Raw genomic sequence first — 24,917 nt, 5'->3', positions numbered from 1 at the left:
CATGAGCGATCGCATCAACTCACTTCGCATCTGCAGCTATTGCCCGAACCCTTGCCGGGGCGCTGTTCCCGAGACATCCGACAGCCATTTGGAGACGCTTCTTCCGTCGGCCCTGTCTTATCTCGCCGTCGCTGTGGAAGAAGGCTATGTCCGCGCCGATCCCGACGTGGTCGCGAAGCTGTCGGAGACCCGGGTTGCCGAATTGTGTCGTCCGGCATGCGTGTATGGATACGACATTCCGGCGGAGCTTCGCACCTTCCTGGCCGCGCTCGAGACTGTGGACGCCTGAATGACGATCAGCAATCATCTCATGGGCGTCGATATCGGGGCCGGCAGCGTCAAGACGACGATCATCAGCGCGGATGGACGCGTTGTCGGTGACGCGTCCATGGAAATTGCGACGCGTCACCCGAAGCCGGGCTGGACCGAGCAGGATCCCGACGATTGGTATGTGGCCATGTGTGCCACGGTGCCACGCGCCCTGCGGGAAGCCGGGCTCTCCGGAGCGGATGTGGCGGCCGTCAGCTTCAGCGCAGGTGCCCATACCCCGGTTCTCCTCGACGAGGCAGACCGGCCGCTTCGACCAGCGATCCTCTGGAGTGATCAGCGCAGTGGTGCTGAGGCGCGACATCTGAGCGAGCGACATGGAGAGATGATCCTCGCCACAGGCTGCAACCAGCCGAATCCGACCTGGACGCTGCCGCAACTCGCATGGCTTCAGAAGCACGAGCCGGACATCGGCCGGAAAACCCGGAAGCTGATGGTCGCGAAAGATTACCTCCGCTTCCGGCTGACCGGTGAATGGCACACGGACCGCACCGATGCCATCGGGACGCTTCTCTATGATGCCGGCAATGACTGCTGGTCGCGCGAGATCTGCGATCTTATAAATTGGCGGCTCGACACGCTGCCGCCTGTCGTGTCGCCCACCGACATCATCGGTACCGTCGGCTCGAGGGCCGCCGCGGAGACAGGTCTCGCGGTCGGCACCAAGGTCGTTTGCGGTACATCCGACACCTCGATTGAGTCCTTCGGTGCCGGCGCGGTGGAAAGTGGTGCGGGCTGCGTCAAGCTCGCCACGGCTGCGACCGTCAGCGTGGTGGCGGCCGCACCGACCATTCACTCGACCCTGATCAACTATCCCTATGCAGTACCCGGCCTCTGGTACACGATCGTTGCCACAAACAGCTGTGCCTCCGCGCACAAATGGCTGCGGGACAGCGTCTTCGCCGCCACGGACGATCGCGCATTCGCGCATTATGATCGCGCTGCTGCCGACATCGCCGCCGGATCCGAAGGGCTGCTGTTCCACCCCTATCTCAACGGGGAGCGCTCACCCTACTGGGACCCGCTGCTGCGAGCCGACTTCATCGGCCTCACCATGTCTCACGGCCAGGCTCATCTGACGCGGGCCCTCTATGAGGGCATCGCATATTCCCTGCGTGACTGCCTGTCCGCACTCCGTGCGCAGGGGCTGGACATGAGCGAGGCGCGGATCGTCGGCGGCGGCTCGAAGAGCGCGCTCTGGCGACAGATCGTCTGCGATGTTCTGGCCATGCCGATCAGCATGCCCGCCGTGACCGATGCGTCGTTCGGGGCAGCGCTGCTGGCCGGCGTCGGCGCCGGGGTCTTCGCGGACGAGATCTCAGCGGCTCGCGCTTGCGTCGGGATCGCGGCCCGTCACGAGCCGGATCCGGCCAGCGCCGCGACGTACACCGAGATGTTCGGCATCTACAAGGATGCTCAGTCACGGCTTGCCGACATCAACCACCGTCTTCACCACGTCGCAGTCGGAGGCTGACAGATGGGCCAGGTCGTTCTCAGGAATGTCGACAAGCACTATGGCGGCTTTCATGCGGTGAAGTCCGTCAACCTATCCTTCGAGGACGGCGAGTTCATCGTTCTCGTGGGTCCCTCGGGATGCGGAAAATCCACGACACTGCGAATGATCGCCGGACTTGAAGAGGTCACCTCCGGCGAGATCACGATCGGCGATCGCAATGTCACGCATCTGGAACCGCGCGGCCGTGACGTTGCGATGGTCTTCCAGAACTACGCGCTCTATCCGCACAAGACGATCTACAAGAACCTGTCCTTCGGCCTGACGATGGCGAAGGTACCTGCGGCCGAGATCGATCGGCGCGTGCGATGGGCCGCCGGCATGCTCGGCATCGAGTCACTGCTGGACCGCAAGCCGAAGCAATTGTCGGGCGGGCAGATGCAACGCGTCGCGCTTGGCCGCGCCATGGTACGCGAGCCGGCGGTCTTCCTGCTCGACGAGCCGCTGTCCAACCTCGATGCCAAGTTACGGGTGCGGATGCGGGAGGAAATCGCAAATCTGCATCGGCGCATTCGTACCAGCATGATCTACGTCACTCACGACCAGGTCGAGGCGATGACTCTTGGCGACCGGATCGTGGTCATGAAGGACGGTGAAGTGCAGCAGGTCGGTGCGCCGCTGGAGGTCTACGATCGCCCGGCCAACCGTTTTGTCGCAAGCTTCATCGGCTCGCCGGAGATGAACTTCGTCGAGGGGGAAATCCGCGAGGATGCCGGCCTGCGCCGCTTCCATCACGCGGCGTTCTCGCTGCCGATTCCAGCGGGCCGTCTCGATTCCGTTGCGACCGGAAATCCCGTCACCCTCGGCATTCGCCCGGAGCACATGGGCTTTACCGGTTCGGGCGGCATTCCTGCCGCGATCGTCCTTGTCGAACAGATGGGCGCACAGACCGTGGCAGCCATCGATGTCGGCGGCCAGTCGTTGCGCGCCGTTGTCGACCGCGACGACACCATTCGCATCGACGACACCAGAGACATCGGAATCCCGCCAGAGAAAATGCACTTCTTCGATGCAACTGGCGGTCAGGCGCTCTAGGGCGCGGCAAACTGGGAGGAAACCATGAAACGCATACTCGATAATTTGCACGCATCCAGCATGAACCGCCGTACGCTGCTGACGGGAGCGGCAGCCCTCGGCGCAGCATCTCTGGCCACGAGTGTGCCTCGGGCATTCGGCCAGACGAAGCAGATCCGGTTCCTCAATGCCGAGCCTAGTCGGGAGAGTGTCGCGGTGCTTCAGAAAGCGGCCGCCGACTACGAGAGCCAGACCGGCGTTTCGGTGACGATCGATACCGTGCCCCCGGGCGAGGCGTGGGCGAAACTGCAAGCGTCGATCGCTTCCGGTCAGCCCTACGACATCGCCACCCTGGCATTTGCAGCCCATGTAGCGCTACTGGCGGGCGACGACATGCTGGTGCCGTTGAACGACCTTGTCCAGAAGCACGAATGGGGACCGCGTATCCTCTTCCCCATCAACGATCAATATTACTGGTATCCCTACGACTACAATCTTTGCTGGATGTACTATCGCAAGGACCTCTATGCCGAGAAGGGCCTCAGCGTTCCAGAAAACCAGGCACAGATGCTCGAGAACTGCACGGCGCTCACCAGCGACAACCGCTTCGGTGTGATGCATCCGCTCGGGAACAACAGCGCTGCCCAGTGGATGTCGCTCGGCTACATGTGGGCAAACGACGTCAACATCATCGATGACAGCTGGAACGTGGTTCTCGACAACGACGTGATGAAGCCGCGGGCGATTGCCTATCTCGATTTCATGAAATCGTTGAGCGGCACCATGCCGCCCGGACTGACCCAGGCGGAGTTCGCCACGGCGCTCGCACAGTTCTCCAGCGACCAGGTCGCCCACGCCCCATATGCCGGCCGCATGATCGAGTATCTCGAACAGAAGGCACCCGACATGGTGGAGAATGTCGGCTACTTCACCTTCCCGAGCGAAAGTGGCGAGAAGCGTGCCATTAACCACGGTTATGACGGCTGGGTGGTGCTGAAGACAGGCATGTCCGAGGAAGCGGTCAAGTTCCTCGACTGGCTAACCACGGACCGCTACGTCGACTTCCTGCATACCGCGCCATTGCACTTCCAGCCGGCACGCCTCGACATCTACGAAGATGCGAAGTGGCGATCAAACCCGCTGATCCAGAAGCACGCGGAATTCATTGAATTCCAGAAGGACCTGCTCGACGATGACGACCTGATTATCCGGTCGGTCGACACGCAGGGACCGGCACCGGACGTCCGTCAAGGAAAGCTCTTCGAAGCCTACGGCATCCCCGAGGCCTGGCAGTTGCGTTTGCTACAGGACGTTCCCGCGGCCGAGGCTCTCGAACGCGGCGCCGAACTCTACCGCAAGGCCCTCGCCTAGCCATCGACGAGCCCCGTGAACGGTGGGAGCGAACGCTCCCACCGACCTCTCCCCTGCAGAGACCCTCATGCGAAGCTTTTCGACTTCCAGCGACAAGATCCTTCTGACGTTATTCGTCCTTTCGATTGGACTGACCGGCGTCTTCATCGCCATTCCGGTGTATCACGCCGTCGAACTGAGCTTCTTCAATGCGAGCTCCTTCGTCGGCGATCGCACGTGGGCCGGGCTCGACAATTATAAGCGTGTCGTTGTCGATCCGGATTTCTGGAATTCGCTGTGGGTCGGTCTGGCCTTTGCCGGCCTCGCCATCCTTCTGCAGGTGGTGCTCGGGATACTTTTCGCGCTCCTTCTGAACCGCCCTTTCAAGGGGCGCGCCATTGTCCGCGGCGTGACGATCCTGCCGTATCTGCTGCCCACCGTCGTGGTTGCCGTTGCCTTCCAGTGGATGCTGGACGGATCGTTCGGGCTGTTCACGAACTGGGCGATGCAGATGGGTCTTGGTCGACCGGCCTGGTTCGAAAACCCCACCACCGCGCTGGGAATCGTGATCCTGATCAGCGTCTGGACCTGGACCCCCTTCGTCACGATTTCCTTCCTAGCGGGTCTTCAGACCGTTCCAAGCAGTCTTTACGAGGCCGCCCACGTCGATGGGGCTGGCGCATGGAGCCGCTTCTGGCACATCACCCTGCCGGTGCTCAGCCCGGTACTGACCGTTGTCGTACTCCTCCGCTCGATCTGGATGTTCAATAAGTTCGACATCGTCTGGCTGATGACCAAGGGCGGCCCCCTCGGAGCGACCGAGCATCTGCCGATTCTCGCCTATCGGCGTGCCTTCCTGCAGTACGACGTCGGCGGCGGAGCCGCGATTGCCACAATCTCGTTCCTGATTCTGTCCGTTCTGATCTTCATCTACTTCAGGATCTTCCCCCTCGAAGAAAAGGAGGGCTGAATGCACCGTCCGTTCACGCCGCTACAGCGGGTCGGCTTCTTCGGCGCCATCCTGTTAGCGCTGATATGGTCGTTCCTGCCGATCTACTGGATGGTGATTTCCAGCCTGCGGCCACCGAGCGCCCTGTTCACCCGCCCGACACTTCTGCCCGAGGGCGGATTTTCGCTCGAGAGCTACCGCACGCTGCTGCAATACACCGACTACGGACAGCAGTTCCTGAACAGCCTCCTCGTCGCCGGGTTCGTTGTTGTGATCACGCTGGTCCTGTCGATCATCGTCGCCTACACCGTTACCCGCTACCGGGTGCCGGGCAAGACTGCGCTGATCGGCAGCATGCTGTATGCTTACATGTTTCCGCCGCTTCTGCTGGCGATTCCGCTTCTTTCGATCTTTGCCGAACTGGGCCTTGCCGACACCCGATTGTCGATCGTCATCGCGCATTGCACCCTAACCTTGCCGCTGGGCGTCTGGCTGTTCTGGGGTTTCTTCAAGTCCATGCCCTTCGATCTCGAGGAGGCGGCGATGATCGACGGCTGCACGCGGTTCGGTGCCTTCGTAAGGATCATCCTGCCGCTCTCCCTTCCCGGGATCGTGACGGTGGCGATCTTCTCGTTCCTTCTTTCCTGGACTGACTACATCTTCGCGTTTGTCCTTCTGTCGAGCGATTCGCAGAAGACGTTGCCGGTCGGTCTTTCGTCCATCCTCGGCACCTTCGACGTCCGCTGGGGAGAGGTGATGGCCGGGGCGACGCTGATCGCGCTGCCGCTGCTGTTCTTGTTCATGTTCCTCAGCCGGTACTTCATCCAGGGCCTGGCCGCCGGCGCGATGAAAGGTTGATCGATGGATCTTGATCTTGCGGGCCGCGTCGCCCTCGTCACCGGAGCGGCGCGTGGCATCGGCCTTGCGGAAGCACGGGCCTTGGCCGCGGAAGGGGCGATCATCGCGCTCAATGATCTGGATCGCGACGCCGCGGCCGACGCTGCGACTGCGTTGCGGGCCGAAGGTTGGCAGTGCGAGGCCTTTGCAGCGGACGCCGCCGACGAGGCTGTTGTGGCGTCGATGGTCAACGCCGTTGCAGATCGTTTCGGCCGGCTGGACATCCTAGTGAACAATGCGGGCATCGCAGGTCCACATCTCGGCAAGCATCTGGTCGATACCACCACCGAATCCTGGGATGCGATGATCCACGTCCATCTGCGCAGCACCTTTCTGTGCTCGCGTGCCGTGATCCCTCTCATGCGCGAGCGAAAGCACGGGCGTATCATCAACACCTCGTCGATGAACTACACGGGCGGCGGGCGACCGGGAGTCGCAAATTACGCAGCGGCCAAGGCGGGGATCGCCGGACTGACGCGCACCCTTGCCAAGGAGATCGGCTGCTTTGGCCTGACAGCCAACGCGATCGCCCCAGGCTACGTCGACACCGAGCTCCTAGCATACATGTCCGAGCACAAGCTGGCGATCATGCGCGAACAGAACCCCGTCGGGCGGCTGTGCCGGCCAGACGAGGTCGGCAGCCTGGTCGCCTTCCTCTGTTCGCGACAAGCGGCCTTCATCAACGGTGCAACCGTCTGCATGGACGGTGGCCGACGCGACTTCTACTGGGGTGAGGAATGAGCCTTCGTATCTTCGGGTTTCCCGGCCGCTATGTGCAGGGCCCCGGCGCGCTCAGGGAGATTGGTGCAACAGCCCGCGAGCTCGGTACGACGTCCGTCGTCGTGGTTGCCGATCCACAGCTTACGGAGGCGATCGAAGCGGTGCGGCTTTCGCTGGCTTCAGCAGAGCTTCAGCTTCGCGTCATTCACAGTCCGGCCGAGTGTACCGAAGCGGGCGCACAGGCGCTCGTCGACGAGGCCGGCGAGTTCGACTGTGTCATCGGATTTGGGGGCGGCAAAACCATCGACCTGTCGAAGGCCGTCGCGCGATCCACCGGTGCCAAGCTGGTGATCGCACCCAGCATAGCCTCCAACGATGCACCGACCAGTCGGCTGATCGTGCTGTACGACGACCATCACAAGGTCGACAGGGTGCTGTTGACCCGCCGCAACCCTGACGTCGTGCTGGTCGACACCGAGGTCATTGCCCGGGCGCCTGCCCGCTTCCTGGCGGCGGGGATGGCCGATGCGCTCAGCAAGACATTTGAGGTCGGACAATGCGCGGCAGCGGGGGGCACGAATTTCTTCGGCACGCGCCCGCTTTCCACGGCCCTGTTCCTGGCCGATCAGGCGCACCGGGTCATTCTCACCCACGGGCGGCGCGCGATGGCCGCCGCCGAGGCCAAGACTGTCTCGGATGATCTGGAAAACGTCGTGGAAGCGGCGGTCCTGCTTAGCGGACTGGCATTTGAAAGCGGCGGACTGTCACTGGCACATGCTCTCTTGCGAGGCCTGACCGCGCTCCCGTCTTGTGCCCCATTCCTGCATGGGGAACTCGTCGCCTATGGGACCTTGGTCCAGATGGCGTATGAAGGCCGCCCTGACGGCGAAATCGCGGAACAATCCGCCTTCTACGAAGCGCTTGGCCTGCCTCGCTCGCTCGGCGACATCACAACCGGCTCGCTCGGCGACAGCGAGCGGCGCCTCGTGGCACGTCTGACCTGCGAGGCGCCTTATATCGGGAATCTTGTCAAACCGGCCAGCGAGGCCTCCGTTCTGGCTGCTATGAATGCGGTTGAGAATCGACAAGGGGCAAATCGGTAAGCCGAGGCGGATGAGCGCTAAGTACAGACCGAAGCTGGGAGATGTTGCCGCGCAAGCTGGTGTCGCCAATGCGACAGCCTCGCGCATTCTGAGCAACGACGCGACCCTCAAGGTGCGGCCGGAAACGCGCGAGCGTGTCCTGGCAGCAGCAGCGGCGCTCAAATACCAGCCCAACCCCTCTGCGCGCGGGCTTCGAACCGCGCAGACCCTTTCGATCGGTATTGTCGTCCCGCAACTCATCAATCCGGTCTATCCGCAGATGATCATCGGGGCAGACCGCGCAGCAAAGGAGCGAGGCTACAGCCTGATCATCGCGCAGATGACCGATCTGATGGATCCGATCGTCTACGAGACCATGGCGAACAATCTGCGCATTGACGGGCTGCTGGTCGCGACCCTTCAGGACGAGGCCAAGCAGCTTGCCGTGCTCAAGACGCTTCAGATCCCGGCGGTCCTGGTGAACCGAAAAGCCAAGGGTTTCGCCAGCAGCATCCTTTGTGATGAAGTAGCCGGGGCCAAGCGGGCAACACAGTATCTTATCGACCAGGGTCATCGACGCATTGCGCATCTGGCCGGTGATCCGCGTCGTTTCAACGCGCAGTTACGTCTCGAAGGCTACAGGCAGGCGCTGGCCGAATCCGGGATCACGTATGATCCCTCCCTTATTGCGATCTCTGACTACGACCAGCGTGGCGGCGAGCGGGCGATGCAGGAAATCCTCGACCGCCCCGGCCCGGCGCCTACTGCAATTTTCGTGGTGACACTGGTCGCCGCTGCCGGTGCGCTGGCGACGCTGCATCGTGCGAAGATCGACGTGCCTGGCGAGATGTCGGTCCTCTCGTTCCACGAAAGCTCCCTGGCCGAAATGCTGTTTCCGCCTCTCACGACACTGTCGGTACCACTCGATGAAATGGGTTTCGTTGGCGCCCACGGCCTGATCGACATCATCGAGGGAAAACGGAAAACCTTCAGGCAAGTGCTGGATGCCGGCGAAGTGATCGAACGGGACAGCGTTGCCGCCATCGATCTTTGAAGCGCGCCACAGCTCTGTTACCAGCGCGAACTATACATAAGGTACCGGACAGCGCGGCGACCGGTACGACCATCGAATGGATTGGAGCAAGGCTCGAAACGGCGCGGTCAGCGCATCACGCGCTGGCACGGCTCCGCGCTCGGCTACCGGTCGGTGCCGCTGCAGGCGCCCTATTGCGCCGCCAATGCGGCGATCCGCACTTTTTCCGATTCGCTGCGATCGAAGATCATCCATGATGGTCTCGACATTCGCGTCGTCGTCTGCCAGTTGCCGGCGGTGAACACGCCTCAGTTCGACTGGTCGCTGAACAAGACCCCGTGGCGGGCGCAACCGGTCCCGCCAAACTGTCGTGCGAAGTGCTACTCTCTGCCGGCGAGTGGGAGGGGGACCGGCTTGCGCCGTTCAAGCGGGCCGAAATGACGCCCAGTCGCGCCTGGAAAAGAAGCAGACGACACGAACGGTCGCTCTCGCTGCGGAATTGGCGAGGCAGCTGAACGAACTCGATGGCATCGCCGCGACCTTCGAACTGTTCGCCGGCGAGACCTGTCATTCATCCTCGCGATGTATATCATTTAACGGTGCTGATGAACCCGGGCCCGTCGCCTAACCACCGTCAGACAATGGCTTGGTTTGCTGCTGCGGGACTGGAGCCGACCCACATCTCGTCATGCAATACAGTACCCGGGGTGCTAGCAAATCTGGTGGAAGCCGGCATAGGCATCTCGATCCTACCGACCGTGCTGATTGCGCCTCAAGTCAAGGCAGGGACGCTCGTTGCATCGCAATGCCAGCCTGCGTTGGAATCGGCGAACCTATGCATAGTGCATCGCGCAGAAGACATCCTCCCCTCTGTTAATGCGGCGCTAGCCGCCGTGCGCGGTAGCGTCGCTCGGTCCGGCCTGCTGGATGTCAGCGATCAGACCTGAGCGGCCTGCCTACTCGATTCATCAATTCGCACATGAGCATGGTCACATGAACCTCGTAAGCAGCAGGACGCGCGCTGGCACTGGTCGATCAGGCGATCTTCACCTTGATCACAGCCGTCAGGACTGAAGACCACCCGCCCGTCACGATTGCACCGACCGACTTGCCCGGCGGGAGGGGGGCCTTCGAAGAATGCCGGTCGAATATCCGAACTACATTCCAATCGCATCGAGGAACTGATACCAGCCTGCGACAACTCTCACAGCGGGCTCTCGCAACGAATAGAATGGTATATTCTGCAACTGCTTTGGGCCGAGCAGGGCGAGGTAGGGTCGATCGCCGAGAACGACGTCGGCGGCATACCGACCCATCAATGAAGCCATCGCGATGCCAGCGCCATTGTAGCCGAGAGCAAATGAAATTCTGTCGTCCAATCGGCCGATCTGCGGGACGGCGTCGAGGGTCATGGCGACGAGGCCGGACCAACGGTGGGTGACCGGCACCCCCGCCAGGTCTGGGAAGACACGCACCATCGCCTGCTCCAGTGCGTCGAATGCGGCCTTGCTGTCGTCCCTGCCGAAGGCGCCGCGTCCGCCGAAGATCAGGCGGTCGCGATAAGGACGGAACCACCGCATCATCCGCCGCGTCTCTGAATAGCTGCGGCCGTGGCGCAGCAGCCGGGCACGAAGCTCTTCGGAAAGCGGACCGGTGGCGACCATGGCGCTGCGAAAGGGAATGACGGATCGCCGGATCGCGCCCGTTCCGTGAGCCAGATCGGAGTAGCCGTTCGTGGCTAGCAGCACGTGCTTCGCGCGGATCGTCCCCACGGGCGTCTCGACCACCACCTCGGAGCCATCTTGGCGGATGGATGTGGCCGGGGCGCCTTCCCAAATGTCGACGCCCTTTGCCAGCAAACCCTCGGCGAGGCCGAGCGTATAGTTCAGGGGATGGATGAGACCGGCGTGGGAGACCAGCACGCCGCCGACGAAATCGGCCGAGCCGGTCTCTTCGGCGACCTCGTCGCGGTCGAGGATGCGGCTCGTCTCGTCGCCGAAATCCTCCCGCATGGTCCGCGCCTCGTCCTTCAGGGCGTCGAAGGCGCTCGGAGAGTGGGCGCAGCGCAGGTTGCCGGTCATGGTGAGGTCGGCGTCGTCGATCCCATCGCGCCGCACCGCCTCCCTGACGGCGTCGACCGCCTCGTGGCCGAGTCCGGCCATGCGGCGCGCGACGTCGAGACCGTGCTGGCGGGCAATGGCGGGAATGGCGAGGCGGAACTTCGGCGATAGCACCCCGCCGTTTCGCCCGCTCGCGCCCCATCCGATGCCGTTCGCCTCCACAATCAGCGGCCGAACCCCCCGCTCGACAAAACGTCGGGCCGCGGACAGCCCGGTATAGCCGCCGCCGACAATGACCACGTCGGCGCTATCCTGCCCGCCCGGCTCGCCAAGGACCGGGCGCGCACGTGCCGTTTCCATCCAGAGCGAGGTCGGCCATCCACTTGCGGAGGACGCTCTCACCCCGTTCTTGCCGGGTTCTGCGGTTGTCACCGTTCGCCGGCCATGTCGGCGTCGATCGCGTCAGCCAGTTGGACGAGCGTGGCGAAGTGGAAGTCCGGCTTCGTCACTTCCTTCGGCACCGGCGTCCCACCAAAGCCCTTCTGTCCCTGCCGCCGCTCGATCCAGCACACGGAATAGCCGAGTTCCCGCGCCACGCCGATATCGTGATACTGGCTCTGTGCGACGTGTAGGATCTCGTCCTGCCTGAAGCCGAAGGCCGCCTGGCGTCCCCGATTGTAGTCGAAGAACCGTGGACTCGGCTTCGGGATCCCAACGTCGTCTAGGGTAACGCCATCATGGAAGGGGTTGTCGAGGGTGTGGGAGTAGCTGGAAAAGATCACCCGGTCGGCATTCGTCATCGCCACGAGGCGAAAGCGTTTGCGCAGGCGCTTCAGCGCGGCGACCGAGTCCGGGAAGGCCGGCCATTTCAGGACATGAGCCTGGAATGAGACGGCCGCGGCCTCGCTGGTGTCCAGGCCGAGCTTGTGAGCCACATGGAAATAGACCTCTCCCATGACCTGACTGGCACGGCCGGGATGAATGTCGCGGGCCTCGACATAGGGACCGAAGATGTCGTCGTTGCTGAGGTCGCTGGCTGCCGGTCCGCCGAAGGAGCGAAAGCCGTCGAGCAGGCCCTTCTCGAAGTCGATTAGGGTTCCCACGACGTCGAAGGTGAGCACTTTGAAGCGGTCGAAACTCATGAGGTAGATGTCCTTCTCATAGTCTTGTTTGATGTTCAGGCTGGGTCGCGCGATCTTTCGGCGTTCCGATCATCAGAGCGGGCTGCAGATTCGGACTGCGTCGAGGATCGCGGCATGAATGTTGCGGCTGGAAACCGCATCACCGATGCGATGGAGTTCGAAACCGGCGCGAATGGTCGCCGGCTGCGGCGCAGCGCTGACGAAGGAGTCAATGTCCGTCACGCCGTCATTCGAGGAGGCCGTCCGGAGCTCTTCGAACAGTTCGTTCATGGGAATGCTGCCCTGCTCGACGATCACCTGATCGACGGGCACGATGCGTTGCTGCCGCGAGATCTCATTCAGGAGCACGGCTTCAAGCCCGTTGTCGCGACGGCGAACCGCGACAAGCCGAGTTTCGCTGATGGGCTCGAGACCGAGGGAAAGGAAGCGCTTCTTCCAACGCAGCCTCTCGGCATAAGTCAGTTCCTCGGCGAGTGTCGCATCGATGGTCACATAGGTGACGCTGGCGCCGCCCTCCTTCGCCCGCTCGGCCGCGAGCGGCGCCGGATGGCGGCCGGTGCCGTCATAGACGAGAATGTCGCGCCCGATCGGCATCTGGCCGGAGATTATGTCCCAGGTGCTGACGCAGAGGTCGTTGCCCTCCAGGAGATCGACCTGCGGCAGGCCACCGGTCGCAAGGATCACCACCTCGGGCTTGAGTGCGATGATGTCCTCCGGCTCAAGATAGGCGTTGGCGTGGATCTCGACCCCGAGCCGTTGCAGTTCGGTGACGCGCCATTCGACGATCCCGAGAAGATCCCGGCGCCAGGAGCCAGTCGCACCGAGGAGAATCTGGCCCCCGACGTCCGCCGCCGCCTCGTAGAGCGAGACGTCGTGACCGCGCTCGGCGCTCACGCGCGCGGCTTCGAGGCCTGCCGGACCGCCGCCGACAACGACGATCTTCCGCCTTGCCCCGCTCGTCGGTTCGACGATGTGGTCGAGCGTCGTCTCGCGGCCGGTCACCGGGTTGTGGAGACACGACGGGCGGTAGGGCGACTGGCAGTGGGTCGCGCCGATACAAGGGCGGACCTGGTTCTCCCGCCCTGTGGCGAGTTTCTCCACCATGTGGGGATCGGCGATCTGCGCGCGGGTCATCCCCGCCATGTCGACCTTGCCTTCGGAGACGGCAAACCGCGCCGAGGCGAGATCGGAAATCCGCGCTGCATGGAAGACTGGAAGGCCCACTTCGCGGCGAAATGCTCCGACCGGCTCCACCCAGGGTGCGAGCCGTGAACCGATACCGGGCATGTTCTCCTCGGCAAGGGCACGTGTCGTATCCATGGTGCCGTAGATGGCATTGAAGAAGTCGACGGCGCCTTCCCGCTTGAGTATCTGCGCCGCCGAGACGCATTCCTCGAAATCCATGCCGCCGGGGGTCGCCTCGTCGACGACGAGGCGAATGCCGACGAGAAAATCATCGCCGGTCGCATCACGGATGGCGGAGTGGACCATCAGCGCAAAGCGACAACGGTTCTCCAGCGAGCCACCGAACCGGTCGGTGCGCCGGTTGGTCAACGGCGAAAGGAATTGTCCGATGAGGTGACCCGCCGAAAGGGTCTCGATCCCGTCGAGCCCGCCCTCCTTGCAGCGCCGTGCCGCGGCCCCGTACGCCTTCACCACTCGGTTGATGTCGTGCTCGTCCATCTCCTTCGGGATGCTGCGATGGAGCGTCTCGCGCAAGGGAGACGGCGCAATGGTCGTAAGCCAGTCGCCTGCATACGGATCGCCACGCCGGCCGAGATGGCTGATCTGGCACATCAAGGCCGCTCCCTCCCCGTGCATGCGCTCGGAAAACTGCTGCAGATGCGGAATGATGGCGTCCGTGCCGACGTTGAGCTGGCGGAAGATGTTGGGGGAATCCCGGTCCACGTTGGACGACCCGCCGAACATCGAGAGAGCGAGACCACCCTTCGCCTTTTCTAGGTGATAGCGCTGGTAGGCTTCCTGCGGCTTGCCGCCGACCTCGAGGCCGCAGGCATGGCTGGTGCTCATGATGCGGTTTCGAAAAGTCAGATGCTTGATCGTCAGGGGCTGAAGCAGGGGGTCCTTAGATATCGTACCCTGGGCTTTCCCGGGGTGAGAAGTTTCAGTTTCCGGCGTGTCCAACATGATGTGTCTCTCGATTTTCGACAAAACGGTAGCCTCGGCTGAACGGGCACCCGTACGACCGTTGCGACCACCGGCCCGATCTCGGGCCCGGGCGGCTAGATGATCTGGCTCAAAAAGCGCTGCGTGCGCTCGTCCTTGGCCTTGGTGAATAGCTCTTCAGGCGAACCATGTTCGACGATCACGCCCTGGTCGGTGAAGTAAACATGGTCTGCGATCTCCTGGGCAAAGCCCATTTCGTGGGTCACGAGAATGCAGGTCATCCCTTCGGCGGCGAGTTCCTTGATGGTCGCGAGGACCTCCTTGACGGTCTCCGGATCCAGGGCCGCGGTAACTTCGTCGAACAGCATGACGTCCGGCCTCATTGCAAGGCTGCGCGCAATCGCCACGCGCTGCTGCTGTCCGCCGGACAGATGGCCCGGATAGACGTCTTCCTTGCCGCCCAGCCTGACCTTGGCGATCAGCGCCCTCGCCCGCTCTTCGACCTCTAGTTTCGGTTCCTTCAGCACCTTCACCGGCGCCATCATGACGTTCTCGAGTGCTGTCTTGTGGGGAAAGAGATTGTATTGCTGGAAGACGATCCCGACCTTCTTGCGCAGTGCGAGCTTGTCGAGCTTCGGGTCGTTGACCTCCTGGCCCTCGACGGTGATCGATCCGCTCTGGATATCATTCAGACCATTGATGCACCGGATCAGCGTCGACTTGCCGGAGCCGGAGGGACCAATGATGCAGACCACCTCGCCCTTCTTCACGTCCAAGCTCACGCCACGCAGCACCTCCAGCTTCCCGAAGGATTTGTGGACGTCCTTGATCGAGACAAGCGGCATGTCCGGTGTCCACTCGGCAGACGCCGCCGCTTGTGAGGCAGCATTACGTTTCGACGGCATATTTACGCTCGATCATTCGGGTCCAGATGGAAATCGGGTAGATGTAGACGAAGAAAAGAAGCAACAGGAACAGGTAGAACGGTGCCAGGAGTTCCGGCCGCGCGCCGGCTGCCTCCATTGCGGCCTGCGCGTTTCCGACTGCTTCTCGTACGCCGAGAATGGATGCCATCGGTGTCGCCATCGCCAGGAGCGCATACCAGTTCATCCATGGCGGGATCGCCCGCTTCACGCATTGCGGCAGGATGATCCAGCGCAGGGTCTGGCCGCGCGTGAAGGCGAGGCTCTCTGCCGATTCCCACTGGCCGCTCGGGATCGAGACGATGGCGCCGCGCGTGATCTCGCTGAGGTTCGCCATGACCGGCAGGGAGAAAGCGAAGGTCGCCTTCAGCCAGTCCGACATGATGAAGCTTCCGCCACCCGGCAGTTCGAGTTCGTACGGGACGAGAAGCATCACGACGAAGAGGATCACGAGCCAGGGGGAATTTCGGAAGAGATGCGTAACCAGCCAGGCAGGGGCGCTGATGAAACGTGTCCGGCTGAGCTGGAGCATTCCGAGCCCGACACCAAGAATCGTGGCGATCGCCATGGCCAGAAGGCTCATGCCAAGGTTCAAGAGAAATCCCCGCAGGATGAAGGGCATCCACTCGACGAGTGTCGCCAGGGCAGAGGGTGGCCCCGCCGGGTCTATCCCTTGGGCATGCGCGGTGACGAGACTGGCCAGGAACAGGGCGAGAAGGACGATCCCGTGTCTGGCGCGCAGTGCATGGCTCGGCTGGAAGGAGGAGAGCCGTCCGGCATCGATCCGAAAGGGTCTGGCGAGCGCTTTCATCGGCTGTACCCCGGAAGGGCGAGACGCCGCTCCAGAACATGCAGCCCCGCGGCGATGAGGCTCACGACCAGGACGTAGAACAGGAAGAGGACGAGCATCATCTCTGGGACGTTGATGTTGTCAGACCAGACCTGGTTGAGCGTGTAGGTCATTTCCGGGACAGCAATGACGTAGGCGAGCGACGTCGTCTTCGCGAGCGAGACCAGGTTGTTGGTCAGGGCCGGAAGACTGATGCGAAACGCCAGCGGCAGGGTGATGTAGGCGTAGGTCTGCCAGGACGAAAAGCACAGGCTTTCGGCAGCCTCGGCAGTCGCGTTTGGTACAGCCTCGATTCCGGAACGGAATATCTCGACATTGAAAGCGCCGCCGAAGATGCCGAGCGATAGTACCGCCCAGGTGAATGACGTGATGAGCGGCTCGTAGTAACCGCCCATGTCCACCTGAGGGGTGAACGCACCGAGGCCAAAATAGAAGAACAGAAGCTGGATCAGCGGCGGCGTGTTGCGAAACAACTGGATATAGCCGTTGACGAACCCCTGCAGAAGCATCGAGCGCGAGGTTTGCACCCACGCGCCCAAGACGCCGATGAACAGCGACAGGAGCATCGACCACAGGATGAGCTGCAGCGAGATCGACATGCCAGTCACGAACCGCTCGAACTCGTAGCGGCTGTAGAAGATGACGAAGTTCCATCCGGTCTCTTGATCGAGACGCTGGAAGAACGGGGCGATCGACTCGAACAAGCTCAATTCCTAGGTGAGGTGTTTCGATGCTTCCGAATGCGGCCTCTTACTGGCCGCTCAGATAGCTCTCATCCCATTCGAGCCGCTTGTTCTGCTCGGCAATCCAGTCGGAGGGCTTCACCTCCCACTTCTTTTCAAGCTCGAGAAGCTTGCCATCGGCGTGCCACCCATAGGCCATTCCCGTCATGAACACGCCCCAGGGCTTGTCGAGTTCTTCAAGCGGGACAGCCGAGGCCCAGGGATTGTTGAAGAGCACGGAAACCGGCATTTCGTAGCCGTCCCATTCGCCGGAGGCGAGATCGGCCATGATGCTGGCATCGTCATAAAGCCACGCAACGCACTTGCCCGAGCGCAGGGCAGCCTTGCCTTCGGTATTGCCGGCAAAGGCAATGAGACGCGGCCCGTAGTCCTGCTGAACCTGCTTGTTGTAGTTCGCGCCCTGCTTGGCGCAGACGGGCTTGCCGTCGAGGTCCTCCCAGCTTTCGACGTTGCCTTCCTTGGCCATCAGGGTTGGGCCTGAGGTCCAGTAGGCGGGCTCGATGATGCCGATGATCTCGCGACGCTCGGCGGTGTCGTACATGCCGCCAATGATAACGTCGATCTTGCCCTGCTGCAGGAACTGCATCCGATTGGCCGAGGTGACGACGACCGGCTCCAGTTCGACGCCGAGCGTATCGGCAACGCTCTGCGCGAGATCGATCTCGATGCCCTGCATGGAACCGTCCGGCGAGGGAAACGACCATGGCTTGAAGGCTCCAAGCACGCCGACGCGAAGCGTGCCGCGATCGAGAACTTCCTCCAGAAGGCCGCCATCGGCGCTGGCGGGTGCGGTCGCCGCAAGGAAGGTGCCTCCCATGACGGCGGCGAGGACGGGAAGGCGCATGGCTCTGGCAATCGACTTCATGGCTGTGTGTCTCCTTTTGGGGTTGGCATTGCGCTCGATCGATCCGGGGTCCCGGCTCGAAACACGGTGTTCTGGTAGGCGAGGAATCTGTCGACCTCTTCGGCCGTCTGCTCAGGGGTCCAGTCGAAGAGGTCGGAGACCGAGGCGGCGGCGTCCTCGACCTCGTTACGCGCCAGATGACGACGCCAGGCCAGCGCGGTACGCGTGTACAAGATGCCCTTCAGATCCTGGGCGTGTTCTTGGGTCACCGCCCGGCGCACGGCTGCACGTCGGACATTTCCGGACATGCCGGGATCGGAAAGGCGCAGGGTGTTCTTCGAAACCCGCCATGATTTCGGCTCGCCATTATTGGCCTGAGGCGCCTTGCCGAGGGCTGTCTCGGCGCGTTTGCGAAGCTGTCGGGCGGCACTGCGATGGGACATGACCGGCCCGGCCGTCATCGCGAAGACGCCGGGCATACCCTCGGAGGCCAAGTCATGGATCTGGCGCGATCGGCGCCCCATCGGCAGGTCCCGGTCGAACGTCAGCGGCCGCACACCCGCCCAGCTCAAGGCGACATCTTCGCGGCCGAGCCGGAGGCCGGGCAGGAGGAAGTTCGCCTCTCCAAGAAGAAAATCGATCTCCTCGTCCGTCGCGGAGACATCACTGGCGTCGCCCTCGAAGAGGGTTTCCGTGGGGCCGAAATAGAAGAAATCCTCATGGGAGGGCAGGCAGTAGAAGGGCATTCCCTTGCGGTGCATCGTGGCGATCCCGTAACCTCGGTAGGTATTCGGCAGGCGGGCCATGATGTGGGAGCCCTTTGTCCCTTGGACGAGACGCCGAGTCCCGGTTGCCCCCTCGGCCGAACCAGCATTCACCGCGTCGATCCAAGTGCCGGCCATGTTGAAGACGAGGCGGGCCCTGACCTTGCCAGCCGAGCCGTCCCGCCCCTGGAGGGCGATCTCCCGGCATCCACCCGCGTCGAGTTCGCCGAGGCGGGCCCCGCAGAAGTTCAATACCGTCGCGCCGAGGGCCTCGGCCTCGAGAGCAGCATCGACGCAGAAGCGTTCGGGCCAGTCGAAGACATATTCCCGGTAGGTCGCGATCGATCGCAGACGATCGTGGTCTCGCAGATCCTTTGCAAACGGAAGCTTGGCTTCGAAGTCGGACGTGATCTTGCGGTATTCGAGCGGTGGCTCGCTCGGGCCGAGCTGCCTCAGCAGCCGCAGCCCGACATCGAGGTGCCACGTCTTAATGGGGCTTTCGGTATAGACGGGAAAGCACATGGTGAAGGGCCTTACGCCCTCCCGCGCCGTCGTCGCGAGTTCGTGGCGGGCTTCCATACCCTCCCGCGCCATCGTCAGAGCCTGGAGGAAGCGACCAGGATGCAGACCGAACGCCCGGACCGGCGCTTCAGTCTCGAAATAGCGCAGTCCGCAATGGAGCAGGCGAGACGAACGACTTGAAGCGCCTCCGGCGAAATCGCCTTTCTCGCAAAGGAGCACCGAATATCCCGCCATGGCCAGTTCGCGGGCCGTCGCTGCACCGTTGATGCCTGCCCCGATGACGGCGACATCCCATTCCGATCCGTCGATATTGGCCAGCTTCGGCTGCATCCCATCCCCGATCAAGCGGTGCTGGCGCCAACTATGCCGAGGCTCTCGAAATAATCAAAATTGATAATACGCGGATTGTTATGCGTGAATGTTATACCGAAGTGGACCGGGTCGCCAGCAGCAGCACGTCAGGTCGGAACACGCGCCAGAACGTCGTCCCGCAGGTCCCTCGCGAAAGAGAGCATATGGTCGACCGTTGGTGGTGAACCGCGAAACTCCGGCCGTAGTAGAGCAAGATTAAAGGGTATCGCCGGGCGAAACGGGATGAGACGGATCCGCTCGTCTGCCTGGAGAACGGCTGTGTAGGGATCGACAATTGCGATCCCAAGGCCCTGTTTCACCATTTCGAAGGCGGCCCCGGACAGGCTCGTTTCGCAGAGTGCTTCGATCCGGACGCCGGAGGTGACAAGGACCTGATCGAGAAGGTGGCGGGCCGCAACGAATGGCGTCCAGCTGATCAGGGGCCCTTCGCGGAGGTCTTCCGGCATGAGGCAGGAGCGATCCGCCAATTCGTGACCACTGGGGACGGCAGCCACGTAGGGCGCATTGCTGAAGATTTCCGTCTCGAAACCCGAGCGGCGTACCGGCATCTCGGCGAATCCGAAATCGACCTGCTGTCCCGCAACCCACTCCTCCACCGTCGGCGACATCCGGACGTTGAGACTTACCTTCGTCTCCGGCCAGTCCTGCCGAAACTTCGCAATGACTCTCGGCATGAAGCTGAGACCAAGGGCCGGAAGAACGGCGACGCTGACCTGATTGCCCTGCCCTTTCGCCAGTCTTGACGCGAGGTTCTTCAGGGAATCGAGTGAAACATAGGCCCGCTCGACCTCGTCGAGAAGTCGATGGGCCTGGGGAGTCGGGGTGATGAGCCCCTTTCGGCGTTCGAAGAGAGCGAGACCGAGTTCCGCCTCCAGTCGGTCGAGCAGCCGGCTGACGGCTGGCTGGCTTCGGCCCAGGATTTCAGCCGCCCCGCTCACCGTTCCTGTCATCATGACAGCGCGAAAGGCGGCGAAATGCTGGATGTTCACTTGCGAGACACCATCACGAAAGATCGACCGCGGCATAAAGGAAAGGCGCGAGGCGGTCCTGGTGCAATTCCACGCCGTAACCCGGCGCATCGTCGATCGGGAGACGCCCCTTCGTGACCCGCGGCTCAAGCGGATTTTTCAGAACCTCGACATGGCCGGGGGTGCGGTCCCAATAGGGAAAATGCTCCTGAACATAGAAATTCGGGATCGCGGCACTGAAATGCGCGCCGATCGCCGTCGACAGGGAACTCGCGCAAATATGCGGCTGCACCTTAACGCCGTAGGTCTCGGCCATGGCGGCGATCTTCCTGCCTTCCCAGATCCCGCCGGTATTGCCGAGATCCGGCTGGATGATCGCAACGCTGCGACTCTCCAGAAGATCGCGGAAGCCCTGTCTGCCATAGAGGCGCTCGCCGACGGCGATCGACTGCGAAATCCTGTTGGAGATGAGCGTCAGCGCGCCGAGATCGTCCGGCTCCGTCGGTTCCTCGATGAAGGCGACGTCGTATCGTTCGATCGCGTGGCAGAAGCGGATCGTATCGGCCGGGTTGAGGCCGGCAGACAGGTCCAGCATCAGTTCGACAGCGGCGCCGACCACCTCGCGGACGGCCGCGACCCGCGCGATTCCGCGCCCCACCAGATCACGGTCGCCGGCGCCGCGATGCGCGGGATGGCGTAGCCGGCCATCGGGCAGAATGGTCGCGAACGGATAGAATTTGAGGCTGTCATAGCCGTCCGCGACCGTCTTTTCGGCGGCGGTTCGCAGTTCGAGATCCGAGGCGCAGCCGAAGTACCAGCCATTGGCGTAGGTCCTCAGGTCGTCACGCAGCCGGCCGCCAAGAAGTTCGTAGACAGGAACGTTCAGACTGCGGGCCTTGATGTCGAACAGCGCCTGTTCGATCGCGCTGAGCGCCGCATTGAGGATCGCTCCGCCGCCCTTTGCCCAGAAGGAAAAATCGCGGATTGCCGTGGTGATCGCCTCGGTGCGGAAGGGATCGACCTCTCCCTTCAGAAAGCACTCTGCGAGTTCCTGCAACATCGCTGCCGCGGCGCGCGCGCCGACACCATAGGCCACGGCGGCCTCGCCCAGCCCGACGATCCCCGCATCTGTTTCGAGGCGCAGGATCACCGGCCGAATCCCGCCGCTCTCGATGACGTGGATATGCGCAGACCTCAAGAACATGCTTCACTCGCCAATCGTCTGAATTCGCCAGAGCCACTTAGTCGACTGCTCCGCGCTTGTCCGCTGAAACGCAGTCCTCCCAGAAGGCGCTGAAAAAATTCAGATGTAGAAGCCCTCCGATGACGCCCCTCCCTCCCCGCACAGCGAGTTATTTTCCAGATTCCGTTGGCCGACGTGATGGCCCACGATCCGACAAAGGCCGTAGCACGTCCGAAGATAACGCTGCGCCCCTTTCGCTCAATACGACGAAGGAGCCTATCTGCACCGCCTTGAGATAACGGATATCGAGTTGCATCGTCGCCTACGGCTGTCTCCCAGTGAGATGCAGAAAGTTCATGCCGATCGCGCGATCGAGGAGCGTTGCCAACATGCCGCCTTAGACTACGCGGTACCGATTATGATGCGTGCTCTGCGTGACGAATGCGACTTCTATTCGGTTTTCGACACGAAGGGATGACCCAGCCGATGAAGCCGTAATCCTCGACAGGGTCCGTCCGTGATCCTCAGGATTGGAGGATTCGCCCGTGGCATGTGCATCGGCCGCCTCCCTTGCCGCATTTCCCTGCGACAACAGAACTCGCATCAAGAGATCATTTATCGCTCATCCGCACCGCGGTCTAACCGTGCGACCTCAGAGGCACGCCTTCCTGCTGACACCGGGATCGGCCATCAAGCGCTGGAACTGCTCGCTGGCATATTGGCTGTCCTCCTTCGAATGGTGTAGCAGGCTGTCGGGCTTGCCTCGGCGCCAGATCGCCATGATGAGGGCATCGGTGACGAACCGCACCGTCATCTCGGCCTTCAACGCCCAGCCGCCGCTTGCCTCCCGTGGGGAACAGCACTGATGCCGAAGGAACCATGATGAAGACCGTGATGTTGCCGCATGGCGAGAAGGTGCCGGCGCTTGGCTTGGGCAGTTGGAAGATGGGCGAGCGGGCTTCGGAGCGTTCGCACGAGATAGCGGCGCTCAGGCTTGGGGTCGAACTGNCGTGATGTTGCCGCATGGCGAGAAGGTGCCGGCGCTTGGCTTGGGCAGTTGGAAGATGGGCGAGCGGGCTTCGGAGCGTTCGCACGAGATAGCGGCGCTCAGGCTTGGGGTCGAACTGGGCATGACGCTGATCGACACAGCGGAAATGTACGGGGACGGCGCCGCCGAGAGTCTCATCGGCGACGCGCTCGCGGACGTACGCGATGAGTTGTTCATCGTCAGCAAGGCCTATCCGCAAAACGCGTCGCGCGGCCGGTTAGCCCGCGCCTGCGAGGCGAGCATGGCGCGGCTGCGGACCGATCGGATCGATCTCTATCTGCTGCACTGGCGAGGTTCGGTACCCTGGCTGAGACCGTAGAGGAGATGAAGGCGCTGAGGGCGGCTGGCAAAATCCGGCGTTGGGGCGTCAGCAACCTCGATACCGAAGATATGATCGAGTTGATCGAGGCGGGCGGCGGTGAATGCGCGACCGACCAGATCCTCTATAATCTTTCGAGGCGCGGGCCAGAGCACGAACTGCTTCCCTGGCTCGCAGCCCGCTCGATCCCGGTCATGGCGTACAGTCCCGTCGAGCAGGGCCGGCTCCTGACGCATCCCGCGCTAGTCGCCGTGGCGGACCGGATCGGCGCGACACCCGCGCAGGTGGCGATCGCTTGGGCAATGCGCCGCGAAGGCGTCATCGCCATCCCGAAAGCGGGAAGCGCCGAACATGTTCGCGAGAACAGAGCCGCTGCCGATCTTACCCTGTCGACGGGCGATTTCGGTGCCCTGGACGCCGCCTTTCCAAGTCCGCGCCGCCGCATCCCGCTGCAGATGCTCTGATCAGAACCCGAGTAACGGGACGTGCTGCATTCCCTAGCTAGCTAGGCGCCGACGCACGAAGGCGATTGGCGGAACCGTCGTCGAGGTACCACTACGCCGGGTAAAGCCTATGACCACCGCCCGCCACATCGTGACGCTGCTCAAGAGCCATATTGCCGGCGACGAGGACCGCTTCCTCTCGACCGCGATGCAGCTCGCTGCGCATAAGGCCCGTCAGGGCCATGGCAAGCTCGCTCAGGAGCTCAAGGACCTCGTCGACGCGGCCAAGAGCAGGGACGTGGGGATCGCGAGGAGCGCGCGGCCGGTTCCCCTTGCTCAGCCCAAGTGTGAACTCGCTGGGCTCCTATATGCGCGCTATCCAGACCTGCGATTGACCGACATGGTACTGCCGGATGGCCTGCGAGGTCGCCTGCAGCGCGTACTTGGCGAACAGCGCCAGCAAGCCGGCTTGCGCGAGCACGGCCTCTTGCCCCGCCGCAAGCTTCTGCTGGTCGGTCCCCCGGGATCCGGAAAGACGATGACGGCTTCGGCGTTGGCCGGCGAACTCCATCTGCCGCTCTTCACGATCGTCCTCGATGGGCTGATCACCAAGTTCATGGGTGAGACTGCCGGCAAGCTGCGCCTCGTGTTCGATGCGATCCAGACGACGCGAGGCGTCTACTTCTTCGACGAGTTCGACGCAATCGGCGCGCGTCGGGGAGAACGCCAGGATGTCGGCGAAATCCGTCGCGTGCTGAATTCGTTCCTGCAGTTCCTTGAGCAGGAGGCCAGCCAGAGCTTGATCATCGCGGCAACAAACCACCCAGAGCTTCTCGACAAGGCCTTGTTTCGCCGGTTCGACGACGTGATTGAATACGATGTCCCTGACCGGCCGCTCATTGAGGCGCTCCTGCGGGCCCGCCTCGATCGCTTCGACACCAGGGGGCTTGGCTGGAGCGAGGCGATCACGCAGGCCGAGAAATTGTCCCAGGCGGAGATCACCCGCGCAGCGGACGATGCAGCAAAAACAATCATATTGCGGGGCGGGAAACGGATCACGACGGAGGCGCTTCTCGATGCGCTGACGGAACGCCGGCAGGCCTCGCTGTCTGATTATCGACAGCATGGGTCATAATGGCAGACGATTTTCCTCGCGATCGCCCCCACATCCACCTCCTCAATAACGGCGTCCGGGAAGCGTACCGGCGGCCGAACCAACGCATAGAGCCATCGCCACTCCCCGCGCGTGATCGAACAGGGCACGCAACCGCCCTGTTGCAATCGATCGAACAGGCCGTGGAGGGTGCGCGCCAGCAGATCGCTGCGCGCGATGCACAGCTCGCTGTTGGCGTTCCCGGCTTCTGCCTCGAGATCGACCTGCCATCGTCGGAGCGAGCCGGCCTCGACCAGCTGGCCGATCGTCGCCAGCATATGGAGCTTGTGGCCGTCCACGAGCCGGCCCAACCCGGCGCACCGATCACAGCTTCAGTGTTCGTGCCGCAACGCGCGGAGGCCTACTATCAGCGGAAGGTGGAGGCGTATCGGGACCTTGACACGGACCGCGGCCGACCCCGAAACGAAACGCTCGTCTCGCGCATGGAGACTGTGCGTCTGAACCGCCCCGGGTTTCCCGGAGACCTCATTTCCTGAGAGAATGGGGTCATCATGACAAAATCGACATCGAAGAGATATTCGCCGGAGGTCCGTGAGCGGGCTGTCCGGAT

The 24,917-nt window shown here is 62.6% G+C and carries 23 protein-coding genes and 2 pseudogenes; 13 read left to right on the top strand and 12 right to left on the bottom strand.

From position 1 onward, the window contains the following. Position 1: 1 nt before the first annotated feature. The 11 genes from VQ042_RS16575 to VQ042_RS26020 all read left to right on the top strand — a co-directional run bounded on the left by VQ042_RS16575 (position 2) and on the right by VQ042_RS26020 (position 9,832). Entirely contained in the window at positions 2-289 is a 288-nt protein-coding gene (locus VQ042_RS16575) for a hypothetical protein (protein WP_331821264.1), read from the top strand. Beyond that, on the top strand, positions 290-1,801 hold the full coding sequence (gene xylB / locus VQ042_RS16570; protein WP_331821262.1) for a xylulokinase: 1,512 nt from the start codon (positions 290-292) through the stop codon (positions 1,799-1,801). Positions 1,802-1,804: 3 nt separating this feature from the next. Beyond that, positions 1,805-2,875 carry an ABC transporter ATP-binding protein gene (locus VQ042_RS16565; protein ID WP_331821260.1) on the top strand — a complete coding sequence of 357 codons (1,071 nt, stop codon included), beginning with the start codon at positions 1,805-1,807 and terminating at the stop codon, positions 2,873-2,875. Positions 2,876-2,899: 24 nt separating this feature from the next. Continuing rightward, positions 2,900-4,225, top strand: coding sequence for an ABC transporter substrate-binding protein (locus VQ042_RS16560; RefSeq protein ID WP_331821258.1), 1,326 nt, complete (start codon positions 2,900-2,902; stop codon positions 4,223-4,225). 67 nt (positions 4,226-4,292) lie between these two features. After that, positions 4,293-5,174: a carbohydrate ABC transporter permease gene (locus VQ042_RS16555; RefSeq protein ID WP_331821256.1), complete on the top strand. Its 882-nt coding sequence runs from the start codon at positions 4,293-4,295 to the stop codon at positions 5,172-5,174. After that, positions 5,175-6,011, top strand: coding sequence for a carbohydrate ABC transporter permease (locus tag VQ042_RS16550; RefSeq protein ID WP_331821254.1), 837 nt, complete (start codon positions 5,175-5,177; stop codon positions 6,009-6,011). Between the two features lie 3 nt (positions 6,012-6,014). Beyond that, the gene (locus VQ042_RS16545) at positions 6,015-6,791 is read left to right on the top strand and encodes an SDR family NAD(P)-dependent oxidoreductase (RefSeq protein ID WP_331821252.1); all 777 of its coding nucleotides are present in this window, start codon (positions 6,015-6,017) and stop codon (positions 6,789-6,791) included. Further along, positions 6,788-7,873 carry a glycerol dehydrogenase gene (locus VQ042_RS16540; protein ID WP_331821250.1) on the top strand — a complete coding sequence of 362 codons (1,086 nt, stop codon included), beginning with the start codon at positions 6,788-6,790 and terminating at the stop codon, positions 7,871-7,873. The genes VQ042_RS16545 and VQ042_RS16540 overlap by 4 nt, the downstream gene beginning before the upstream one ends. 10 nt (positions 7,874-7,883) lie before the next feature. Beyond that, on the top strand, positions 7,884-8,906 hold the full coding sequence (locus tag VQ042_RS16535) for a LacI family DNA-binding transcriptional regulator (protein ID WP_331821248.1): 1,023 nt from the start codon (positions 7,884-7,886) through the stop codon (positions 8,904-8,906). 81 nt (positions 8,907-8,987) lie between these two features. Next, the gene (locus tag VQ042_RS16530; RefSeq protein ID WP_331821246.1) at positions 8,988-9,326 is read left to right on the top strand and encodes a hypothetical protein; all 339 of its coding nucleotides are present in this window, start codon (positions 8,988-8,990) and stop codon (positions 9,324-9,326) included. An 83-nt stretch (positions 9,327-9,409) separates the two neighbouring features. Further along, positions 9,410-9,832 carry a LysR substrate-binding domain-containing protein gene (locus VQ042_RS26020; RefSeq protein ID WP_442880104.1) on the top strand — a complete coding sequence of 141 codons (423 nt, stop codon included), beginning with the start codon at positions 9,410-9,412 and terminating at the stop codon, positions 9,830-9,832. Between the two features lie 210 nt (positions 9,833-10,042). Here the strand turns inward: VQ042_RS26020 and VQ042_RS16525 are convergent, their stop codons facing one another. The 11 genes and pseudogenes from VQ042_RS16525 to VQ042_RS16475 form a co-directional block, all read right to left on the bottom strand. After that, entirely contained in the window at positions 10,043-11,305 is a 1,263-nt protein-coding gene (locus VQ042_RS16525) for an NAD(P)/FAD-dependent oxidoreductase (protein ID WP_331821244.1), read from the bottom strand. Positions 11,306-11,373: 68 nt separating this feature from the next. After that, positions 11,374-12,087, bottom strand: coding sequence for an HAD-IA family hydrolase (locus VQ042_RS16520; RefSeq protein ID WP_331821242.1), 714 nt, complete (start codon positions 12,085-12,087; stop codon positions 11,374-11,376). 72 nt (positions 12,088-12,159) lie between these two features. Beyond that, positions 12,160-14,235, bottom strand: coding sequence for an NADH:flavin oxidoreductase (locus VQ042_RS16515; protein ID WP_331821240.1), 2,076 nt, complete (start codon positions 14,233-14,235; stop codon positions 12,160-12,162). Between the two features lie 95 nt (positions 14,236-14,330). After that, on the bottom strand, positions 14,331-15,059 hold the full coding sequence (locus VQ042_RS16510; RefSeq protein ID WP_331821238.1) for an amino acid ABC transporter ATP-binding protein: 729 nt from the start codon (positions 15,057-15,059) through the stop codon (positions 14,331-14,333). 43 nt (positions 15,060-15,102) lie between these two features. Further along, complete coding sequence (locus VQ042_RS16505) at positions 15,103-15,948, bottom strand: amino acid ABC transporter permease (RefSeq protein ID WP_331821236.1); 846 nt, start codon at positions 15,946-15,948, stop codon at positions 15,103-15,105. Continuing rightward, the gene (locus tag VQ042_RS16500; RefSeq protein WP_331821234.1) at positions 15,945-16,691 is read right to left on the bottom strand and encodes an amino acid ABC transporter permease; all 747 of its coding nucleotides are present in this window, start codon (positions 16,689-16,691) and stop codon (positions 15,945-15,947) included. Before VQ042_RS16500 ends, VQ042_RS16505 begins: the two co-directional genes overlap by 4 nt. Positions 16,692-16,737: 46 nt before the next feature. Next, on the bottom strand, positions 16,738-17,595 hold the full coding sequence (locus VQ042_RS16495; protein WP_331821232.1) for a transporter substrate-binding domain-containing protein: 858 nt from the start codon (positions 17,593-17,595) through the stop codon (positions 16,738-16,740). Beyond that, positions 17,592-19,190, bottom strand: a complete 1,599-nt coding sequence (locus tag VQ042_RS16490; protein ID WP_331821230.1) for an FAD-dependent oxidoreductase — start codon at positions 19,188-19,190, stop codon at positions 17,592-17,594. The genes VQ042_RS16495 and VQ042_RS16490 overlap by 4 nt, the downstream gene beginning before the upstream one ends. 128 nt (positions 19,191-19,318) lie before the next feature. Beyond that, positions 19,319-20,221 carry a LysR substrate-binding domain-containing protein gene (locus tag VQ042_RS16485; RefSeq protein WP_331821228.1) on the bottom strand — a complete coding sequence of 301 codons (903 nt, stop codon included), beginning with the start codon at positions 20,219-20,221 and terminating at the stop codon, positions 19,319-19,321. A gap of 13 nt (positions 20,222-20,234) precedes the next feature. Beyond that, entirely contained in the window at positions 20,235-21,404 is a 1,170-nt protein-coding gene (locus VQ042_RS16480; protein ID WP_331821227.1) for a mandelate racemase/muconate lactonizing enzyme family protein, read from the bottom strand. A gap of 649 nt (positions 21,405-22,053) precedes the next feature. Then, positions 22,054-22,218, bottom strand: a pseudogene (locus VQ042_RS16475) (IS3 family transposase); the annotation flags it as partial. Positions 22,219-22,396: 178 nt separating this feature from the next. On the opposite strand from VQ042_RS16475, the pseudogene VQ042_RS16470 reads away from it, so the two are divergent. Then, positions 22,397-23,214 (top strand): annotated as a pseudogene (locus VQ042_RS16470) (aldo/keto reductase). A gap of 109 nt (positions 23,215-23,323) precedes the next feature. Further along, complete coding sequence (locus VQ042_RS16465; protein WP_331821225.1) at positions 23,324-24,328, top strand: AAA family ATPase; 1,005 nt, start codon at positions 23,324-23,326, stop codon at positions 24,326-24,328. Here VQ042_RS16465 and VQ042_RS16460 read toward each other — a convergent pair. Beyond that, a complete protein-coding gene (locus VQ042_RS16460) occupies positions 24,307-24,624 on the bottom strand; it encodes a hypothetical protein (protein ID WP_331821222.1) in 318 nt (105 codons plus the stop codon). The genes VQ042_RS16465 and VQ042_RS16460 overlap by 22 nt on opposite strands. Positions 24,625-24,917 lie beyond the last annotated feature (293 nt).

It is taken from the genome of Aurantimonas sp. A2-1-M11, assembly GCF_036549475.1.
Taxonomy (GTDB): Bacteria; Pseudomonadota; Alphaproteobacteria; order Rhizobiales; family Rhizobiaceae; genus Aurantimonas.
This window is presented reverse-complemented; position numbering and strand designations above follow the sequence as displayed.

Bases quoted from the DNA above. Each gene is read 5' to 3' on its own strand.
- VQ042_RS16565 (WP_331821260.1), top strand. From the start codon at position 1,805: ATGGGCCAGGTCGTTCTCAGGAATGTCGACAAGCACTATGGCGGCTTT.
- VQ042_RS16510 (WP_331821238.1), bottom strand. From the start codon at position 15,059: ATGCCGCTTGTCTCGATCAAGGACGTCCACAAATCCTTCGGGAAGCTG.
- VQ042_RS16540 (WP_331821250.1), top strand. From the start codon at position 6,788: ATGAGCCTTCGTATCTTCGGGTTTCCCGGCCGCTATGTGCAGGGCCCC.
- VQ042_RS16520 (WP_331821242.1), bottom strand. From the start codon at position 12,087: ATGAGTTTCGACCGCTTCAAAGTGCTCACCTTCGACGTCGTGGGAACC.
- VQ042_RS16555 (WP_331821256.1), top strand. From the start codon at position 4,293: ATGCGAAGCTTTTCGACTTCCAGCGACAAGATCCTTCTGACGTTATTC.
- VQ042_RS16465 (WP_331821225.1), top strand. From the start codon at position 23,324: ATGACCACCGCCCGCCACATCGTGACGCTGCTCAAGAGCCATATTGCC.
- VQ042_RS16495 (WP_331821232.1), bottom strand. From the start codon at position 17,595: ATGAAGTCGATTGCCAGAGCCATGCGCCTTCCCGTCCTCGCCGCCGTC.
- VQ042_RS16490 (WP_331821230.1), bottom strand. From the start codon at position 19,190: ATGCAGCCGAAGCTGGCCAATATCGACGGATCGGAATGGGATGTCGCC.
- VQ042_RS16535 (WP_331821248.1), top strand. From the start codon at position 7,884: ATGAGCGCTAAGTACAGACCGAAGCTGGGAGATGTTGCCGCGCAAGCT.
- VQ042_RS16480 (WP_331821227.1), bottom strand. From the start codon at position 21,404: ATGTTCTTGAGGTCTGCGCATATCCACGTCATCGAGAGCGGCGGGATT.
- VQ042_RS16550 (WP_331821254.1), top strand. From the start codon at position 5,175: ATGCACCGTCCGTTCACGCCGCTACAGCGGGTCGGCTTCTTCGGCGCC.
- VQ042_RS16515 (WP_331821240.1), bottom strand. From the start codon at position 14,235: ATGTTGGACACGCCGGAAACTGAAACTTCTCACCCCGGGAAAGCCCAG.
- VQ042_RS26020 (WP_442880104.1), top strand. From the start codon at position 9,410: ATGGCATCGCCGCGACCTTCGAACTGTTCGCCGGCGAGACCTGTCATT.
- VQ042_RS16460 (WP_331821222.1), bottom strand. From the start codon at position 24,624: ATGCTGGCGACGATCGGCCAGCTGGTCGAGGCCGGCTCGCTCCGACGA.
- VQ042_RS16575 (WP_331821264.1), top strand. From the start codon at position 2: ATGAGCGATCGCATCAACTCACTTCGCATCTGCAGCTATTGCCCGAAC.
- VQ042_RS16525 (WP_331821244.1), bottom strand. From the start codon at position 11,305: ATGGAAACGGCACGTGCGCGCCCGGTCCTTGGCGAGCCGGGCGGGCAG.
- VQ042_RS16560 (WP_331821258.1), top strand. From the start codon at position 2,900: ATGAAACGCATACTCGATAATTTGCACGCATCCAGCATGAACCGCCGT.
- VQ042_RS16505 (WP_331821236.1), bottom strand. From the start codon at position 15,948: ATGAAAGCGCTCGCCAGACCCTTTCGGATCGATGCCGGACGGCTCTCC.
- VQ042_RS16545 (WP_331821252.1), top strand. From the start codon at position 6,015: ATGGATCTTGATCTTGCGGGCCGCGTCGCCCTCGTCACCGGAGCGGCG.
- xylB (WP_331821262.1), top strand. From the start codon at position 290: ATGACGATCAGCAATCATCTCATGGGCGTCGATATCGGGGCCGGCAGC.